Here is a 17,833-nt window from a genome sequence, read left to right as displayed (position 1 = left end):
TGCCGTCTTCAGAGCAGTTGAGGCGCTCGCAGCGCGCAATGAGCCTGCCTTTGCGCACACGGGCATCCAACCAACAGGCATAAAAAAACCGGGGCCTCAAGCCCCGGTTTTGCTGGTTGTGCTCACCCAGCCAGCAGTGCGGAGTGGCCCGCCCTGCTGGATGGCTGATTTAGCGCTTGCGCAGTTGCAGGCTGGCGCCGGCAGCCAGCAGCAGTGCCAGCAGCAGCAGTGCTACGCGGCTGTCCACTGGCACGGGCGTTGGCGTGCCCGCTTGCGCCTTGACCAGGCTGTTGCTCACCGTCACTGGCACATTGGTGTTGGCCGCGATGGTCACCGGGCTGCCTTCCAGCGTTGGCGCATCCCACTGGTAGCCAGCCGGTGCGGCAGGCAAGGTTTGCGCAATCGTGCACTCAGCGCCGGCCTGGGCACCGGTGATGGTGCCGGTCGCGCTCGCTGGTGGCGACACGATGGTCACGCTGTGGGTGGTTCCCGCTGTGGGCAGGTTGCAAGTGGCGGTCACGACAAAGCTGAAGGGACCGGCCACGCCATCGGGCAGGGTGGTGTTCAGGTTCACCAGGATGTCACCGGTCTGCCCGGTCAGCGCATTGGTCACACCGACTGCCACCGCACCGGTGCTGGGCACCACCACGGGTGCGGGCACCGACGGAGCCGCCCACACGTAGTTGGCAGGCGCCGTTGGCAGCGGCTGGTCTTCCACCACCGTGCAGTTGGCACCGGCTGGCACATTGGCGATCGTCACCTTGGTGTTGGTCGGGTAGTCGGCCAACGTGGCGGTGTAGACCGTGCCAGCGCTAGGCAGGTCGCAGGTGGCGGAAAAGCCAAAGCTGAAGGGGCCGGTCACGCCGCTGGGCAGTGCCAGGGTCTTGGTCACTTCAATGCCCGCTTGCTGGCGCACCAGGGTGCTGGCCATCGTGGCGGCAACGGCGCTGTTGGCAGACACCGTGACGTTGACATTGGCCGCCGCAGGGCCCCAGCTGAAGTTGGCAGGTGGCGTGGGCAGGGGGCCTTCAGCCACTACGCACTGGGCGCCAGCGGGCACATTGGCGATGGTGGCCGACGTCGCGGTCGGGTAGCTCAAGCTCGCAGGGAACACCGTGCCGGCACTGGGCAGGTCGCAGGTGGCCGTGTACGTGAAGTTGAACGGACCGGTCACGCCATTGGGCAGGGTCAGCGTCTTGTTGATGGTGATGCTGCCAAACTGCTGGTTCAGCGCATTGGTCACCGCCACCGAAGCCACGCCACTGCTGGGCACCGTGACCGGAGCAGGCACGCTAGGCGCTGCCCATTCGTAGCCATCCGGTGCGGTTGGCAGCGGGGTGTTTTCCGTCACCGCGCAGCTGGCGCCCGAAGGGATGCCAGGGATCGTCACCCGGGTGTTGGTCGGGTAGTTGGCCAAGGTCGCAGTGAAGGTCGAGCCCGCGCTGGGCAGGTTGCAGGTGGCGGTAAAGCCAAAGCTGAAGGGGCCGGTCACACCGCTGGGCAGCGCCAGGGTCTTGGTCACTTCAATACCGGCGGTCAAGCGCACCAGGCTGCTGGCCATCGTCACCGGGGCCGAGGCATTCAGCGGCACCGTCACATTGGCGTTCGCTGCCGCTGGGCCCCAGGTGTAGTTCGCAGGGGCTGCAGGCAAGGGGCCTTCCGCCACGACGCACTGCGCACCGGCGGGCACATTGGCAATGGTGGTCGACGTCGCGGTCGGGTACGTCAGGCTGGCGGGGAACACCGAACCGGCCGTTGGCAGATCGCAGGTCGCCGTGTAGCTGAAGGTGAACGGACCAGGGGCGTCACCTGGCAACACCAGATCCTTGGTGATCGTGATGCTGCCATACAGCGCATTGAGCGTATTGGTCACCGTCACCGCCGCGTTGCCGTTGGCAGCGATCACCACGGGCGCAGGCGCCGAGGGGGCCGCCCATTCGTACGAGGCAGGGGCCGCGGGCAAAGGGGTGTCTTCGGTCACCGTGCAGTTGGCAGTGGCGGGCACCTCGTCAATCGTCACCGAGGTATTGGCCGGGTAGCCGGTCAGGGTCGCAGGGTAGGTGAAGCCAGCGGTGGGCAGGTCACAGGTTGCGGTAAACGCAAAATCAAAAGGACCGGTCACACCCGCGGGCAGCACGAGCGCCTTGTTGATGGTCAGGCTGCCCTGCTGGCGCTCGGCAAACAGGTAGTCCACCGCCGTTCCGCCCGTGGGTACCACGATGCCGCTGATGCTGCGGTCCACCGCCGTGCCAGACGCTGCGCCATTGACGGTGCCGGGGGTGGCACCAACGGCCAGCCACTGCGCACCGGGGGCAATGCTCAAGGTCCAGGAGCCGCTGGCAAGACCTGGGAAATTGGCCTGTCCATCGACCGTGGCGCCCGGCGCAAAGCTGTACACGCCCGAGGCGTCGGTCACTGCGCTATGCGTTTCGCCCGCCGTGCAGGCAGGGCCGGCATCGCAGGTCAGCGTGGCCGTGATGCCCGCTACTCCCGCTTCACCAGCGTCCAGCGTGTTGTTCATGTTCAGGTCGTTGAACACCAGGCCCGTCAGGCTGGCAGCCGCCTGGCCACGCAGCTCCACCTGTCCGCTTGCCGTCAGCACCAGGCCCCCGGGGCTCAGCTCGCGGCCAAACACGTCGTTGTACAGCTCGGTGGTGGGCGCCAGCGGGGAAGCGCTGCGCATCGTCAGGTTGGCAATACCGCTGTAGCCCGGTTGCAGCGTCGAGCTGGTGGTAAAGCGCAGCGCCGTCACACCCGCGGGGAAGGCACCGCCGGCGTAGGCCGTCCAGGCCACGCCGGTGGCTGCATCTTCATTGCCCGGGGTTTGGACGGCAGCGCGCACCGTGGCCGCTGCCGTGGTGGTGTACTCAATGCCGATCGTGCCCTGGCCGGAGCCACCCATGGCGGCGGTGGCGCTGACCATTTGCAGCGGGCCCAGGCCCGTGGTGCCGCGGTCGTCGCCATCAAAGGGCAGCACATCGACCATGCGCAACTGGCCCTTGGCCGTGCTGGTGGCATTGCCAAACGAGATCGCATAGGTAAAGGGCTGTCCAGCGGTGATGCGGGTGACCGGATTGGCCGGGTCGCTGTTGTCGACCGTGCCGCCACTGACCAGCGCCTTGCTCATCTGGAAGCCGGCAACGCCCGACACCGTGGTGCTGACCCGCTCATTGCGGTCTTGCAGCAAGGCGGCCGGCACGATATTGGGCACACCGGTGTAGTCGGCAAAGCTCAGGTCATTGTTGGCTGCCACCAGGCCCACCAGCGGGTAGGTGCCCACAGGAGAGATATAGGCTGCCTGAGCCTGGAAGGTGATGGCCGGGTGGGCCGTGGCATGGCCCTGGTACGGGGCCGGGCCCACCGCGCCACCGGGTGCTGCCAGGTCGCCCAGGTTCAGCACCAGCTTGGCGGGAGCGCCATCGTCAGCCGTGCCGGGCAAGCCGTCCGGGCCCAGATTGGCGGGCGTGAGCACATAGGTTGCCCCGGGCGGCAAGGCCGGTGCAATCGAGCTCTCCAGCGGCTGGATATAGGTGTTGGGAAAGTCAAGGGTGATCTGCACATTGCGTGAGACGCCATTGACCCCGGGCGTGGTCGCGCCAATGGTGGTGGGCGTGACGCTGATCGGGAAAATATCGCCAGGCGAGACGCTGCCGGGCAGCGCAATGCTGTGCCGCACCAGCGCAGACGCCGCCTGCACATAGCCGCCACCGTTGGCGCCAACGGTGCTGCTGTTGCCGTCAAAGGTCGAGTACACGCGTCCGCTGGCTGCCGTGAAGTACTGGGAGAACCAGGGCAGCGGTGCATCATCGGCCAGCGCCAGCGATGCCGCGCTGCTGCTGCGCTGCAGCGGCAGCACCAGGCCCAGCGTTTGGCCAGGTGTCAGATTGGGGCTGTAGGCATAGCGCACGCTGGTGATGGTATTGGGCGGCAGCGATGCGTAGTTGCTGGTCCACAGCGGATTGCCATCACCGGCGACCCCGCAGTTGGCCGCGCGGCGCGCCGCATCATCGGCATAGGGCTGGGCCGAATACTCCATCACCATATTGGCGGGCGCTACATCGGGCGACAGCAGATTGGTTGGCTGGTAGAAGACCGCCAGGTTGCTCAGCTTCAGGCTGGCGGGCGCGCGCAACTCCAGCAAGGCCGGGTTCCAGGCCACACAGGATTGCGCATCGGTGGCCGGGTCTTCGGAGGTCGGGCGGTTGCCCACGCCCATCAGCGCATTAAAGGCCTGGCCGGGCACCACCTTCTCAAAGTTCTGGGTATAGCCATGGCCATCGCCGTAGATCAGGTTGACGTTGTCATACACCGCGCCGCCACTGATGGCCAGCTGCAGGGTTTGGGTACGGCTGACCGTTGCAGTGGCACAGGTTTGCGTGCCGTTCGCGCCAGCCGGGCAGACATAGCCGGGCTGGTAGCCAGGCGCTGGCACCGCATCGGGCTGGCCGCCCAGGCCCAGTGGTGCAAAGTTGACCAGCTGCGCCGTGATAGCGCTGTTCTGGCCTGCCGGGAAGTTGGGAATCTCAGGCACACCAATTTGCACAATCGCCGTAGCGGTTTGCCGCCATGTCGCCTCATAGCCGCCGGGATTGACTGCATCAAGGAAATGGGTGGTGGGGCTAGTGAACTGCACCGTTACATCGGTGCCCGGCCCGCCGGGCTGGCTACAGGTAGCGCCAGCGGGGCAGGTACGGACCACGGCGCCCGTCTGCACCTTGATGGTGACGGACACCGGGTTTTGCAGCGCCTCATAGCCCTTGAAGTTGCCGCTGGCGGGCAGCAAAGCGCCCAGGCTGATGGTGACCGGCATGCGCCGCTCCCACACGTTGGAGCCGGTGGAGGTTTCCGCACGCACAATATTGGCAGCCTCTACCCGCACCCGGGTATCGGTTTTTGGGGTGGCGGATACGGTAACCGGCGCCGATGTGACCGACGAGCCGCTGGACGCGGCGGTCAATGCCACCGATGCGCCATTGCCGACATTGCCCACCCAGCTGAGCACCTGGAACGACTCTACGCCCGCACTGGCGGGCTGGCGGTTACAGGTCAGCACGGTTCGGGCAGCATTCAAGCTGCCGCCGCCAGGGCCATTACACACGGAGGCAGCAGTGGCAGTGGGATCCCAGCGCATGCCCGCAGGCAAGGTCGCGGTGATCACGCTGTTGCTGGTGTCCGAAGCGTTGTAGCCGATGGTGTAGAGGACGGTGTCCTGGCTGCGCACGACGCCATTGGCAGGCCCGCTGTCATTGCCGGGGTTGTTGTCGGCGTCGAATGGGCCGCTGCCGTCTGCACTGACCACCGCGCTGGTGATGGTGATGGCCGCTTGCGCCGGGCTGGCCAAGGCGCACAGGCCCGCCAGGGCCAACAGGGCCCTGCCAATCACCGCGCCACGCAGGGCGCCTCCTTTGGGCCGGGTCGCAGGCCCTTGCGCCTCCCAGCGCATGCGATGCAGATAATTTTTTATCACATCAACTCCATTCATTGGAAATATTAATATGTACAAATTTTAATGGCCTCGTTACCTAAATTAGCACCGCGGACAAGGGCTGGCACAAAAACCACTGTTTTCGTCTTGGTTTGAAAAAATTAACATTCATACGTTACATATGCCACAACCTAGGGTTTACGCGGGCGCTCTGGGTCGGCTGTTCGGCGCCTATTTTGTCGCCACCAAAACTTCGCAAACGCCTATGGGATAAGGGTTCTACCTCTGACATGCGACATCGCTGCAAACCCATCCGCCAAGGCGTTGGGTTAACAATTCGTCGCCAAAATGGCATAACGCTTTCTTTGGTTTATTTCGTAACCTTTCGTTTTTTATGCATGCAACCCACAGTATTTACCGTTTATCAGCACGCGCACAAAAACTACCACTTCTCGAAAAATTTGTTGTATTAGCAATGCTCTAGGCATCTGCCGATTTTCATAAGTTCTGATCAGAAAAGTGTCAGATATGACTGGCTAGTTATTCAGTTAATGACTTTATCTATACACTTTTGATTTGTTAACTTCTGACAACCCAGCGCTGTACCTGACTGGCACCACAGGGCTCTAAAACCCTAGAAATTCACAGCAAAAATCGCATTTGACGCTTGCCAGGTCACTGCACCTGAACGCGCCCAATGGGCTGTAAAAAAAACCGCGCCCCCGCCATCAAACCCTGTAGCTCCAAGGGTTTGGCCACCTGCAGGCATGGTATCGACGGCCTTTTTCCGCCCACACACCCAGCAGCAGCGCCAGCACAGAATGCGCATTCAACATAGCTGTTAATGATTTGATTCATTGATTTATTAGCATAAAGCTATAATTTATGCGCATGTGTCGCTGTATGCCGCCCAGTCTCTACAGATGGCGTCCCAGACACGCTTTCTTCAGGTCTGCAGGCACAGGGTGGGGTACCGCCCAGCCATTGCCGGCCTGATTCCCCGTTTCATCCCGGGTGGTGAGGTCACCGCCCGCCTTGCGCTACCGCTGCCTGCGGTCGTACCTATCCGCCCCTCGCAGGCAGCACAACACGCCCCTTCTTTCTGCCATGTACCTCTTGATCATTGCTGTCAGCCTGTTGATGCTGAAAATCTATGAAATTCCACCGATAGATAGCTGGCCATGGCCCCATGTGCTGGCGCCCTCGTTGCTGGCCCTGCTGTGGAAGCTGTGGGCCGACTGGTCCGGCTACACACGCCGGCGCAGCCGGGCGCGGCGCGCCCGCAAGCAATCGGCCCGCTATGTGAAAGACAAGGACCTTTTCAGATTCAACGCGACCCGGTCCCGCGACAGATAAGAGCGGCCCACACCGCCCCGGCAAACCCACCCCGTGTTTGCCCTGGAGACGAGAGGCGAGCCGCTGGCGGTGCCACAAGCACCGCCGGGCCTGGCTACCGGGCATGTGTGGGCCACTCAGCGCCGGCTGCATACCGCGCAAGGTATGCGCCATTTCCCCCACGCACTAGAAGAAGTAGTTATGCTCACCTTGATTGGCTTAGCCATTGTTGTTGTCATCGTCGCCTTGCTGCTGAGCGAGAAGGTCTCGCCCGTGATCAGCATGGTGCTGGTGCCCCTTGCCGGCGCCCTGATCGCTGGCTTCAGTACCAGCGAGATCACCGGTTTCTACCGCCATGGCATCAGCTCCGTGGTGCAGGTGGTGACCATGTTCATCTTTGCCATTTTGTTTTTTGGCGTGATGAACGATGTGGGCTTGTTTGACCCGCTGATTCGCGCCATGGTGCGCATCACGCGCGGCAATGTGATTGCCGTGGCCGTGGGCACGGTGCTGATATCGGCCATCGCACAACTCGATGGCGCAGGCGCCTCCACCTTCTTGCTGGTGGTGCCGCCTTTGCTGCCGCTGTACCAGCGCCTGAAGATGAGCCCCTACCTGCTCTTTTTGCTGCTGGCTGCCAGCGCCGGCGTGGTCAACATGCTGCCCTGGGGTGGGCCGGTGGGCCGCGTAGCCACCGTGCTGGAGATGGATGCCGTGGCGCTGTGGCGCGAGCTGGTGGTGGTGCAAGGCCTGGGCCTGGCCTTGCTGCTGGTGCTGGCGGTGTTTTTGGGCCTGCGTGAGCAGCGCCGCATTCGCCGCCAGGCGCTCAAGGCCGAGCTGGCGCAAGCCATGCCTGCTGCGGTGTCCGGCTCTGCGTCTGCAGCTGCGTCTGCGTCGGTGGCGACATCGGCGCCCGCATCCGCCCATCCCAGCCATGTCGACGAGCTGGCCGCGGCACTGCAGCCCCATGCCGCCACCGAACTGGCCATGCAGGCGGCTGCGGCCAAGGCGGCCGATGAGGCGCGCGCGCAGCTGTTGCGCCCCCGGTTGCGCTGGGTCAATGCGCTGGTGTTTTTGCTCACCCTGGCGGTGCTGGTGATGGGCGTGTTCCCGCCCGGCTATACCTTCATGATTGCGCTGTGCGTGGCCCTGGTCATCAACTACCCCCAACCCAAGGTGCAGATCGAGCGCATCAATGCCCACGCGGGCGGCGCCATCATGATGGCCAGCATCATCTTGGCGGCCGGTACGTTCCTGGGCATCCTCAAGGAGTCGGGCATGCTCAACAGCATTGCGCGGGCCTTGGTCGATGTGCTGCCGGCCGTGCTGCTGCCCTATATGCACCTGGTCATTGGCGCCATCGGCATTCCGCTGGAGCTGGTGCTGAGCACCGATGCCTACTACTTCGCGCTGTTCCCGGTCGTCGAGCAGATCACCTCGCAGGCGGGGGTGCCGTCGACTTCGGCAGCCTACGCGATGATCATCGGCAGCATTGTGGGCACCTTTGTCTCGCCGTTCTCGCCGGCGCTGTGGATGGGCCTGGGCCTGGCCAAGCTGTCGATGGGCCAGCATATCCGCTACTCGTTCTTCTGGATCTGGGGCTTGTCGCTGTCACTGCTGGTGCTGACCTGGATGCTGGGCATTATCTGACCGGCACGGCGCCAGCCCTGCCCCGGGGCAGGGCTGGCGCACCGTGCTAGCGGCGCAGCAGACGGCTCGCTGCAGCGCGCGCAGGCGCACTCTCCTCAGCCGGTGCCGGCCGCGCCTGCAGGGACTGCCGGAAATCGCGCGCATAGCCAAAGCTGGGCGCCGGGTGGCGCGCAGCAAACCAGAAGGTGGTGGCCGCGGCAATCTGCGGCCTGCAGTACCAATAGGCATGGCCATCACCATCCATGGCCCACCAGCGCGCATCCTCTGGCGCCTGGCTCCAATCGATGCATGAAAAATTCATAGTTGAGCTTGTAAAAAAATAAAAGACATTCCCGCGCCGGCTGTCCGGCCCGTCGATGGGCCCGGTCTGCTGCACCAGCAGCGGAGTTTCGGAAAAGCACCAGGGGACGCCATTGCGCAGCGGCAGCGCCGGCCCGGTCAAGACATGGCATCCGGGCAAAGGGGCAGGCTGCTGCGGGCATGCACAGCGCATCGGCAGCATGGGCAGCAGGCTGCGGCAGGCAGTGCGCTGGCCCAGGGCCAGGGAGGCGCTGAACGCCACTGGTCAAAACGCCCTGTGGGCGGCACGCCAACCTCGGGTCGATCTGTGCGAAAAAACCAACTTAAATAATATACTATATCTATCGTTAATAAATAGCGATAAATTCAACAAATGTTAGGTATGCCTACGATCTACCCCATCTGTGGCACAGTCGCTACCATCCCGGCGCCATCACTTCGCCATTCATCGGTAAAAACACCGATGAAACAGAGGCAATTTCGTAAAAATCTCTGGAACTTTTACGCTTCTGTTGGTGCAATCCAGCTGCCATCGGCGACCGTTCCCACCCATTTTTTTACGCATCTGTAAAAAATTTAATTACATAGCAATTTACAATTGGAGTAATTATTTTGATTTGAAAAAATGAATTCATCATGACCCACGTTTACCAGCCGCAGAGATCGGCATCCATCCCCACATTGCGGCAGCTCAGCTGCTTCAAGCAGGCCGCTGAGCACCCCACCTTCACCCAGGCTGCCCAGTCGCTGGCGATGAGCCAGCCGGCCTTTTCCTCCGCCATCCGCGAACTCGAAATCACGCTGGGCGTCACCTTGTTTGACCGCAGCATGCGGCGCGTGCGGCTGACACCAGCGGGCGAATCGGTGCGCGCCCAGGTCAGCTGGATGATTGCCACCTTTGACCAGGGCATGGAGGAGATGCTCCAGCGGCTGCAGCACCAGAGCCGCTCTATCCGCATCCACTGCATCCCATCGGCATCGCAGTGGATTGCGCCGTACATGGCCCAGTTCCAGCAGCGCCACCCGGAGGTGCATTTCGTGCTCGACGACATGCACAGCGACACGCTGATCGATTCGATCACGCAAGGGGATGCGGATATTGCGGTCGGGCTGCATTTCGATATGCCTGCGCACATTGATTCGCGCCTGATCACCAGCGATGAGATCGTGGTCGTGGTCTCCCCGCGCCATCCGCTGGCCCAGCAGGCCAAGCTGCACTGGCACGATCTCAAAGACCAGCCGCTGGCGGTGCTGCGGCGGGGCAATACCTATGACATGATCACCACCGTGCTGCGCGAGCAGGGCGTGCATGTCAATGTGCCGCACAACCTGTCGTCGATCGAATCGCTGTACGCGCTGGTGCACAGTGATCTGAAAGTCGGGCTGATATCCAGCCTGAGCAAGCAGGCGCACACTGACCCGCAGCTGTGCTACCTGCCGATCGCCCGGCCACAGCTGGCCAGAAAAATCTGTCTGATGAAGCACGGCAAGCAGGCCGACACCCCGTTGCTGGTGCAAGCCTTCTGGGACATGCTGTGCGAGACGCTGTGAGCCCGTCCAGACCACCGCCTATTGGCTGCAGGCCAGCCATTGCTTGCCCTTCCTTCCCCGGCGCCAGTGCGTTATCGCCAGCGCCACAGCCCCGCCCTGCGCTAGTCTGAATACCCTTTGGGCCAGGCACTTGGCCGCTCACAACAAGCCTCCCAGTTCTTGCCCCGCGCCGTATGGCCAATGCCGGGGTTCAAGCTGTTACTGGGGTCCAGCTGGCGGTAAAAATCGGCCAATGCAGGCTTGGCCACATAGAGGTGGCCCACATTGTGCTCGGCCGGGTACTCGGCCCGGCGCGCATCGAGCAGCGCCCACATGCGGTGCTCCATGGCCAGCGGATCGACGCCCTTTTTCACGATGTAGTCCTGGTGGAAGACATGGCAGAAAAAGTGGCCGTAGTAGAGCTTGTGCACTATGTCGGCCTCGACCTCGGCGGGCAACTGCTCCACCCAGTCACGGTCATTGCGGCGCAGGGCGACATCGAGCGCGACAATGTCTTCGACCTGGGCGCGGTGCACTTCGCGGTAGCGGATGGCAGCGCCGGCAATCGCAAAGCGGTGCAAAAAGGCCTTGCGCCCTTCATCGGCATCACACTCAAACCAGCCGCCACTGGCGCTGCCAGCAAAATGCGTGCTCAGAAACGCGCGTGTGGCGTCCGCCGTGTCGTTCGATACGCGCAGCAGCAGGTGGTGCTCATAGCGCTCGCGCCACTGGCGCATGCGCGCGGGCAGGTGGCTGGGCAAGAGGTTGGTGAACGCCTGGATGATGCGGTCGCTGACGCCGCGCAAGCCCAGCCGCTCAAAGAAGCCATCGACCCGGCTTTTGAGCGCAAAGGCCGCAGGCACGCGGGCGGTGCCAAAGCGGTCGATCAGCAAGAAGGTATCCTTGCCGTATTGCTCGCCAATGTCGTAGGCGGTGCGGTGGATGTACTCACCGGCAATCGGCAACTCCGGCAAGGCGGTGAGCAGATGGCGGCGCACCGTGGTCAGGTCGTCGGCCGCATTGCTGCCGATATAGAAGACGGTGCTGGGCACTTTCGGAAAAGTATCGAGCCGCACTGCAAACAGGCAGAGCTTGCCGGCCGAGCCCGAGGCCTCAAACAAGCGCGAGGGATCGGCATTGAAGCGCGCGGGCGAATCCTGGTCCACATCGCGCACGGCGGCGGCGTAGCGCGGGTCGGAGGCGGCGCGCTGCGCATCGTGCGTGATGTCGGCCTCGCGGTAGTCGCCGTTGTGCAGGCGGGTCAAAATCTCTTGCGGGCTATCCCCCAGCGCAATGCCCAGGTGGTTGACCAGCGCCAGCGAGCCATCGGCCCGCACCTGGGCGTAGAGCGCCAGCTCGGTATAGGCCGGTCCGCGCCGCACCAGCGAGCCGCCGGAGTTGTTGCAGATGCCGCCGAGCACCGAGGCGCCGATGCAGGACGAGCCGATGACCGAATGCGGCTCGCGCCCCAAGGGTGCCAGCACCTGCTCCAACTTGTCCAACGTGGCCCCGGGCAGGCAGATGACCTGGGCGCCACCGCCAATCACCTGCACTCCGGTGATGCGCAAGGTGTTGATCAGCACGATCTCGCGGTCATAGCCGCTGCCATCGGGCGTTGACCCGCCGGTGAGCCCGGTGTTGGCCGCCTGCATGATGACAATGCGGCCTGCGGCCACAGCGGCCTCCAGCACCTGCCACTGCTCCCACAGGCTGGCCGGGCGCACCACCGCCAGCACCGGGCCTTCGCCAGTCCGGTGGCCTTTGCGAAAACGGCGCGTGGCCTGGTCGCCCGTCAGCACATGGGCGGGGCCGACGGCGGCGCGCAGTTGGGCCAGCAGCGCTTCGCGCGATACGGAGGTGGTGGTGGCAGCGGTCATGGCAGGTCTTGGTAGGGTGCGTCGTTTACTGGCGCACCAGCAGATCGCCGTTGATATCGGCGACCTTGGCCACGCTGGTCAAGGTCATCGCCACGCGCATTTCCTTCTCCATCAGCTCCAGCAGGTGCTTGACGCCGGCCTGGCCCGACGTGGCCAGCGCATAGATAAAGGCGCGGCCGAGCAAGGTGGCGTCCGCCCCCAAGGCAATGGCGCGCACAATGTCGAGCCCATTGCGGATGCCCGAGTCCGCCAGAATCTTGATCTGGCCCTTGACCGCATCGGCAATGGCCGGCAACGCGCGGGCCGACGACAGCACGCCATCGAGCTGGCGGCCCCCATGGTTGCTGACCACAATGCCATCGGCGCCAAAGCGCACGGCATCCTTGGCGTCTTCCGGGTCCAGGATGCCCTTGATGACCATCGGGCCCTTCCAGAAGTCGCGGATCCATTCCAGGTCCTTCCAGGAGATCGATGGATCAAAATTGCTGCCCAGCCAGCCGATGTAGTCGGCCAAGCCGGTGGGGCTGCCCCGGTAGGCGGAGATATTGCCCAGGTCGTGCGGTCGGCCGTTCAAGCCCACATCCCAGGACCAGGCCGGGTGGGTGACGGACTGCCAGTAGCGGCGCATCGCGGCGTTGGGGCCACTCATGCCCGAATGCGCATCGCGGTAGCGGGCGCCGGGCACGGGCATATCGACGGTGAACACCAGGGTGGAGCAGCCGGCGGCCCGCGCGCGCTCGAGCGCATTCTTCATAAAGCCCCGGTCCTTGAGCACATAGAGCTGGAACCACATGGGCCGGCCCAGGCCGGGTGCCACCTCTTCAATCGGGCAGACCGAAACGGTGGACAGGGTGAAGGGAATGCCATGGGCAGCGGCGGCGCGTGAGGCCTGCACCTCGCCCCGGCGTGCAAACATGCCCAGCAGGCCCACGGGGGCCAGGATGGCGGGGATAGAGAGCTTCTCGCCAAACAGCTCGATGCTGGTGTCGAGCTGGCTCATGTCCTTGAGCACGCGCTGGCGCAGGGCCACGTCGGCGTAATCAGCCACATTGCGCTTGAGCGTTTGCTCGGCATAGGCGCCGCCATCGATGTAGTGGAACAGAAACGGCGGCAGGCGCTTTTGCGCGGCGGCGCGGTAGTCGGAGGCGGAAGAGATGATCATGGTGGCGCTCTCAGGGCTGGGAGGTTTGTCTCGGTTTGTTGGTTGTCAGGGTCCGCGCAGATCAGGGCGCCCCGGGCGGGCTGGGCATCAGCTCGGCCGGCAGGCGCATCGATCGCTCGCGCCGCGCGCGCTCTTCGTCCATCTGCAAGATGGTGTGGCGCACATGCTCCAGGTGCTCGCCAATGCAGGCGCGGGCGCGCTGCGGGTCGCCCTCCAAAATCGCCTGCATCAGGCTTTGGTGCTGCACGGTGAGCTGCTGCAGCGTGACGGGGGCGCTCAAACGGAACATGTCATGGCGGTTGCGCTCCACGGTAGAGAGCACCACGGTGAACAGGCTTTGCATCACCTGCACCAGCACCAGGTTGTGCGATGCCTCGGCAATCGCCAGGTGGAACTGCGCATCGGCGCGTGCGGCCAGCTCGGCATGGCCGCTTTGCTGGTGCTCGATCATCACGTCAAAGCAGCGCTGGATGCGTTCCTTGTCTTGCGCGGTGGCACGCTGCGCGGCCAGCCAGGCGGTGCTGCTCTCCAGCGCATGGCGGGTCTCCAGCACGTCATAGCGGTAGTTGGGGTCCGATTCAATCAGTCCGGCCAACGGCCCCATGGCCTCTTGCAGCCAATCGGCCGATGGCACCGTTTGCACATAGGTGCCATCGCCGCGCCGGGCCGACAGCACCCCCTGGCTGATGAGCTTTTGCAGCGCCTCGCGCACCGATGTGCGCGACACCCCCAGCTCCAGCGCCAGTTGCCGCTCCGCCGGCAGGCGCTGGCCCGGCTGCAAGCCACGGGCCTGCACCAGGGCAAGCAGTTTTTCGACAACATGGTCAGCGAGGCGCATGGGAGAGCTTTCAGGTGGTATGTGTTGCCGTCGCGGGCTCCATCAAGGGCGATGGCGCAGCGACGCTCAATGACCCGGAATCATCCACGGAAACACATAGGCCTGCAGCGTAGTCATCAAACCGATGATGACCGCAAAGATCAGGCTGTGCTTGACCGTAAAGCGGAACAGATCCGATTCGCGCCCCGCCAGACCCACGGCCGCGCAGGCAATGGCGATGGACTGGGGCGAGATCATCTTGCCCGTCACACCGCCGGTGGTGTTGGCGGCCACGGTCAGCACCTGGGGCAGGCCCAGCTGCTGCGCAGTAGTGGCCTGCAGCGCGGCAAACAGTGCATTGGCAGAGGTGTCCGAGCCCGTCAGGAACACCCCTATCCAGCCCAGGAAGGGCGAGAAGAAGGTAAAGGCCTGGCCGGTGTGCGCCAGTGCCAGCGCCAGGGTGGCCGACAGGCCCGAGTAGTTGGCGACAAAGGCAAAGGCCAGCACCATACCGATGGAGTAGATCGGCACGGCCAGTTCCTTGAAGGTCTCGGCCAAGGTTGCCACTGCCTTGGACGGCGACAGGCGGGTGAAGGCAATGGTGATCAGCGCCGCAATCAGGATGGCGGTACCGGTGGCCAGCAGCCAGTTGAAGGTGTAGACGGCGCCGTAAGGGGCGGCAGCGGCCACGACGGGCGGTGTATTCTCGACCAGGTTGTGCAGAAACGGCACCGGAATATTGATGACGGTGGACGCCAGCGGGCCACCCGCGGCAAACAGCGCCTTGAAGGGCTTGATGCTCCAGACCGTGACCATGGCCGTCAGGATGATGAACGGCGACCAGGCCTTGATGACGGCAACAGCCGTCAGCGGCGCGCCCGACGACACAGGCGCTGCGGGCACGGCCGTTGCAGCCGGCTCACCCGCCTCAGGTGCGAAGCGGAAGATGCGCTTGGGCTGCCAGACTTTGAGGAACAGGGTCAGCGCAATCAAGGACACGATAGCCGAGGTGATATCGGGCAGCTCCGGGCCAATGTAGTTGGCGGTGAGAAACTGCACGATCGCAAACGAGCCGCCACCGACCAGCACCGCAGGCCAGGTCTCCTTCACACCGCGCCAGCCATCCATGATGGCCATCAGCCAGAACAGCACCAGCACAGTCATGAAAGGCAGCTGGCGGCCGGCCATCTGGCCAATCGCAAAGGCATCGACGCCTGAGACCTGGCCGGCGACGATGATCGGAATACCCATCGCACCAAACGCCACCGGCGCAGTATTGGCGATCAGGCACAGACCAGCGGCATACAGCGGCTTGAAGCCCAGGCCCACCAGCAAGGCCGCCGTGATCGCGACCGGCGCGCCAAAACCTGCCGCCCCTTCCAGAAACGCGCCAAAGCAAAAGCCCACCAGGATGAGCTGCAGGCGCTGGTCCGGCGTGACCGACAGGATCGACGAGCGGATCACATCGAACTGCCCCGTCTTGACGGAGATCTTGTACAGAAACACCGCAGCCACAATGATCCAGGCAATGGGCCAAAGGCCATAGAAGAAGCCATAGACGGCCGAAGCCAGCGCCGCACTGACGGGCATGCGGTAGAACAACAACGCCACCGCCAGGGCCAGCACCACCGTGATAGTGCCCGCCTGGTAGCCCTTGAGCCGCAACTTGGTTAATGCCAAAAAGAAAAACAGGATCGGAATCAATGCCACCAGGGCCGACACCCAGATGTTGCCAGCCGGGTCGTAGTTTTGCTGCCAGAGAGTTTGCATGGCGATGTCTCGAAGTTATTGGACGGGCGCATGGCGCGCCTTGTTCTTGGGCTGTTCACTGGAGGCTTGGCGCTGACGGGCTGCTAGGGCTGCCCTGTTCTTGGCCTTGCCTGGTGAATGGCTTGTTCGCTATGCCGTTGGTTGGACCTTTGGTCTAAATTGGTATTACCAATAAACCATGAAATCGCCAATCTGCGGCAAAGTTGGGCGATTATTGGGGAATCATGCAAATTTATTGCCAGGGTAAACCCTTAATTTGACAATCTAGTGTGCCATTTTCCATATTGGTCATACCAATATGAAGCAATCAAAGCGCAATGGCTTTGCATGGAACACGTCCGGGTTCCATCAGGCATGGCCTGCCCATGTGCATGTCCAGACGCCGCGGAACCTGCGGTTTTGAGGTTGACTGGATGTGGATGGGGTTGGCGTCGCTGGCAGCAAGAACTTGTCTTGGTTACTGGCGCATGGCGTGTTCAGAGGAAAGCATGCCGAGGGAACCGTAAGCATGCGGGCCTGCGGCTTTCCAACTGGCATGCCGCATCGAAGAAGCGTTGCGCTTCTCCGGTTTTCAACATGGGGCTGAGCTGATCAGCCCCATGCAGCACGTTCATCAGCTTCTGCATACGTCACTGCCTTGGCGTATCAATTCTCAAGAGACTAAATTACCGCGTCTTTATAGGCAGCCATCGTGATATTTTTCATTTGCGCCCAATCCTCCAACGAAATGGACTGTCCACACCAAGACCAACGAGGGGCCGGATCATACTTTTCAAAATCATCTGGATATAAAAATTCAGAGAATTTCATAGGATTTGGGAAAGCAAAATTATCCAACAGACCGTATTTCGTCAAAAATAATCTAGATCTCTCTCAAATCTTGCCAGCACGCTCCGTTCTCAAAACCTTCCAACGATGTATTAAATTCAAGATTTTCAAAAAATCTATTTGACACCTCATCATCAAACAGATTTTCTCGTTCATTGTTTATCTCGCGATATATATCACCACCACCAAACAGGCCCTCCAATAGCGGCATTATCTTTAGCGAATTCAGAAAACAAGATATAAACAGCTGATACAAAGGGTTTATAATGTTCGAATTGAAATCATGATCCAGATCGATGGCTTGAAAGTGCGACTCTGCACAAACAGGCATAATCCTCTTAACGTAGAAATGCGCCAGCTGTGATTCAGGCTTAATCAAAACAAAGTTCATTAAACAATAAACTTCGTATTGGTAAAATCCCTCGTCACTTAGAGAAAGCATTTATCACATTCCAGGCGGTAACTGCAGACGCAGCGGGTTCAAAACCGGATCTTTTAAATATTCTTCACGGCTGTAGTAGTCGCACTTCCCTACAAAGAAGGGATGGTTCTTAAGTTGCTCCACAACCTCAATCTGCTTACAAAAAAGAATGGGGCGAAATGGATCATCGCCTCCCATATCCCCCGTCAAATAAAAATCCAATGCCTCACCAACCATATCCATATCCTCAAATACAGTTAGTACTGAGTCATAGGCATTTAAGGCATTGAGCTCCAAATCAAAATTCAACGCATTTATTGCAAGTGCATGAAATTTTATCGCTATGTCTTTTGAGCAATCAGTACAAGAGTAAGCAATAAAATTAATATCCCAGCAATACCAAAAAGAAATCAACCACAAGAAGGATGAATTCACCTTGGTCAGCACATCAAAAGAGCATACACCTAGGCGTGGAAAATCAGCCAATTCCCAAACTGGTCCAATTGTCGGCCAGTTCTCCCTCAAAAATCTAGGTGGGTCGTAGTCTGCATCATACGACGCAACATTTTCCATTGCCTCTTTAAAACACGACTGCCAGTCCTCTTGGTGCTTTGAAATCAAACTGAAATGAGGAAATTTGCCATTCAACTCTGACAGCAAAATATTCATTTCATCGGTTGTCAGCTTCTCAAAAATAAGTGCATTTTTATTCATGGCA

General features: G+C 61.5%; 11 protein-coding genes. 3 read left to right on the top strand and 8 right to left on the bottom strand.

Going from position 1 to position 17,833, the window contains the following annotated elements; all coding sequences use genetic code 11:
* Positions 1-169 precede the first annotated feature (169 nt).
* Positions 170-5,467 (bottom strand): DUF5979 domain-containing protein, encoded by a 5,298-nt coding sequence (locus DCO45_RS08590; protein ID WP_165841157.1) that lies wholly within the window; start codon positions 5,465-5,467, stop codon positions 170-172.
* 1,065 nt (positions 5,468-6,532) lie between these two features.
* Here DCO45_RS08590 and DCO45_RS08585 point away from each other — a divergent pair.
* Together DCO45_RS08585 and DCO45_RS08580 are read left to right on the top strand one after the other, a co-directional pair.
* Entirely contained in the window at positions 6,533-6,781 is a 249-nt protein-coding gene (locus DCO45_RS08585) for a TIGR04438 family Trp-rich protein (protein WP_116925448.1), read from the top strand.
* 180 nt (positions 6,782-6,961) lie between these two features.
* Positions 6,962-8,410 carry an SLC13 family permease gene (locus DCO45_RS08580; protein ID WP_116925447.1) on the top strand — a complete coding sequence of 483 codons (1,449 nt, stop codon included), beginning with the start codon at positions 6,962-6,964 and terminating at the stop codon, positions 8,408-8,410.
* Positions 8,411-8,456: 46 nt separating this feature from the next.
* On the opposite strand, the gene DCO45_RS08575 is transcribed toward DCO45_RS08580, so the two are convergent.
* Entirely contained in the window at positions 8,457-8,711 is a 255-nt protein-coding gene (locus tag DCO45_RS08575; RefSeq protein ID WP_116925527.1) for a hypothetical protein, read from the bottom strand.
* 635 nt (positions 8,712-9,346) lie between these two features.
* Here DCO45_RS08575 and DCO45_RS08570 point away from each other — a divergent pair.
* Complete coding sequence (locus DCO45_RS08570; RefSeq protein ID WP_116925446.1) at positions 9,347-10,261, top strand: LysR family transcriptional regulator; 915 nt, start codon at positions 9,347-9,349, stop codon at positions 10,259-10,261.
* Positions 10,262-10,362: 101 nt separating this feature from the next.
* On the opposite strand, the gene dld is transcribed toward DCO45_RS08570, so the two are convergent.
* From dld to DCO45_RS22635, 6 genes are all read right to left on the bottom strand, one after another.
* Positions 10,363-12,117, bottom strand: a complete 1,755-nt coding sequence (gene dld, locus DCO45_RS08565; RefSeq protein WP_116925445.1) for a D-lactate dehydrogenase — start codon at positions 12,115-12,117, stop codon at positions 10,363-10,365.
* A 25-nt stretch (positions 12,118-12,142) separates the two neighbouring features.
* On the bottom strand, positions 12,143-13,279 hold the full coding sequence (gene lldD / locus DCO45_RS08560) for an FMN-dependent L-lactate dehydrogenase LldD (protein ID WP_116925444.1): 1,137 nt from the start codon (positions 13,277-13,279) through the stop codon (positions 12,143-12,145).
* A 61-nt stretch (positions 13,280-13,340) separates the two neighbouring features.
* Entirely contained in the window at positions 13,341-14,117 is a 777-nt protein-coding gene (gene lldR, locus DCO45_RS08555) for a transcriptional regulator LldR (RefSeq protein ID WP_116925443.1), read from the bottom strand.
* A gap of 66 nt (positions 14,118-14,183) precedes the next feature.
* A complete protein-coding gene (lldP, locus tag DCO45_RS08550; RefSeq protein WP_116925442.1) occupies positions 14,184-15,866 on the bottom strand; it encodes an L-lactate permease in 1,683 nt (560 codons plus the stop codon).
* Positions 15,867-16,728: 862 nt separating this feature from the next.
* Positions 16,729-17,136, bottom strand: coding sequence for a hypothetical protein (locus DCO45_RS08545; RefSeq protein ID WP_133248107.1), 408 nt, complete (start codon positions 17,134-17,136; stop codon positions 16,729-16,731).
* A gap of 3 nt (positions 17,137-17,139) precedes the next feature.
* Positions 17,140-17,829, bottom strand: a complete 690-nt coding sequence (locus DCO45_RS22635) for a hypothetical protein (RefSeq protein ID WP_133248106.1) — start codon at positions 17,827-17,829, stop codon at positions 17,140-17,142.
* Positions 17,830-17,833 lie beyond the last annotated feature (4 nt).

The sequence above is a fragment of the Comamonas sp. JNW genome, assembly GCF_003105075.1.
Lineage (GTDB): Bacteria > Pseudomonadota > Gammaproteobacteria > Burkholderiales > Burkholderiaceae_C > Comamonas > Comamonas squillarum.
Note: the sequence above shows the minus strand (reverse complement) of the source record. Positions and strands in the feature narration are given on the sequence as shown.

Bases quoted from the DNA above. Each gene is read 5' to 3' on its own strand.
- lldR (WP_116925443.1), bottom strand. From the start codon at position 14,117: ATGCGCCTCGCTGACCATGTTGTCGAAAAACTGCTTGCCCTGGTGCAG.
- lldD (WP_116925444.1), bottom strand. From the start codon at position 13,279: ATGATCATCTCTTCCGCCTCCGACTACCGCGCCGCCGCGCAAAAGCGC.
- lldP (WP_116925442.1), bottom strand. From the start codon at position 15,866: ATGCAAACTCTCTGGCAGCAAAACTACGACCCGGCTGGCAACATCTGG.
- DCO45_RS08585 (WP_116925448.1), top strand. From the start codon at position 6,533: ATGTACCTCTTGATCATTGCTGTCAGCCTGTTGATGCTGAAAATCTAT.
- DCO45_RS22635 (WP_133248106.1), bottom strand. From the start codon at position 17,829: ATGAATAAAAATGCACTTATTTTTGAGAAGCTGACAACCGATGAAATG.
- DCO45_RS08545 (WP_133248107.1), bottom strand. From the start codon at position 17,136: ATGCTTTCTCTAAGTGACGAGGGATTTTACCAATACGAAGTTTATTGT.
- DCO45_RS08580 (WP_116925447.1), top strand. From the start codon at position 6,962: ATGCTCACCTTGATTGGCTTAGCCATTGTTGTTGTCATCGTCGCCTTG.
- DCO45_RS08575 (WP_116925527.1), bottom strand. From the start codon at position 8,711: ATGAATTTTTCATGCATCGATTGGAGCCAGGCGCCAGAGGATGCGCGC.
- DCO45_RS08570 (WP_116925446.1), top strand. From the start codon at position 9,347: ATGACCCACGTTTACCAGCCGCAGAGATCGGCATCCATCCCCACATTG.
- dld (WP_116925445.1), bottom strand. From the start codon at position 12,117: ATGACCGCTGCCACCACCACCTCCGTATCGCGCGAAGCGCTGCTGGCC.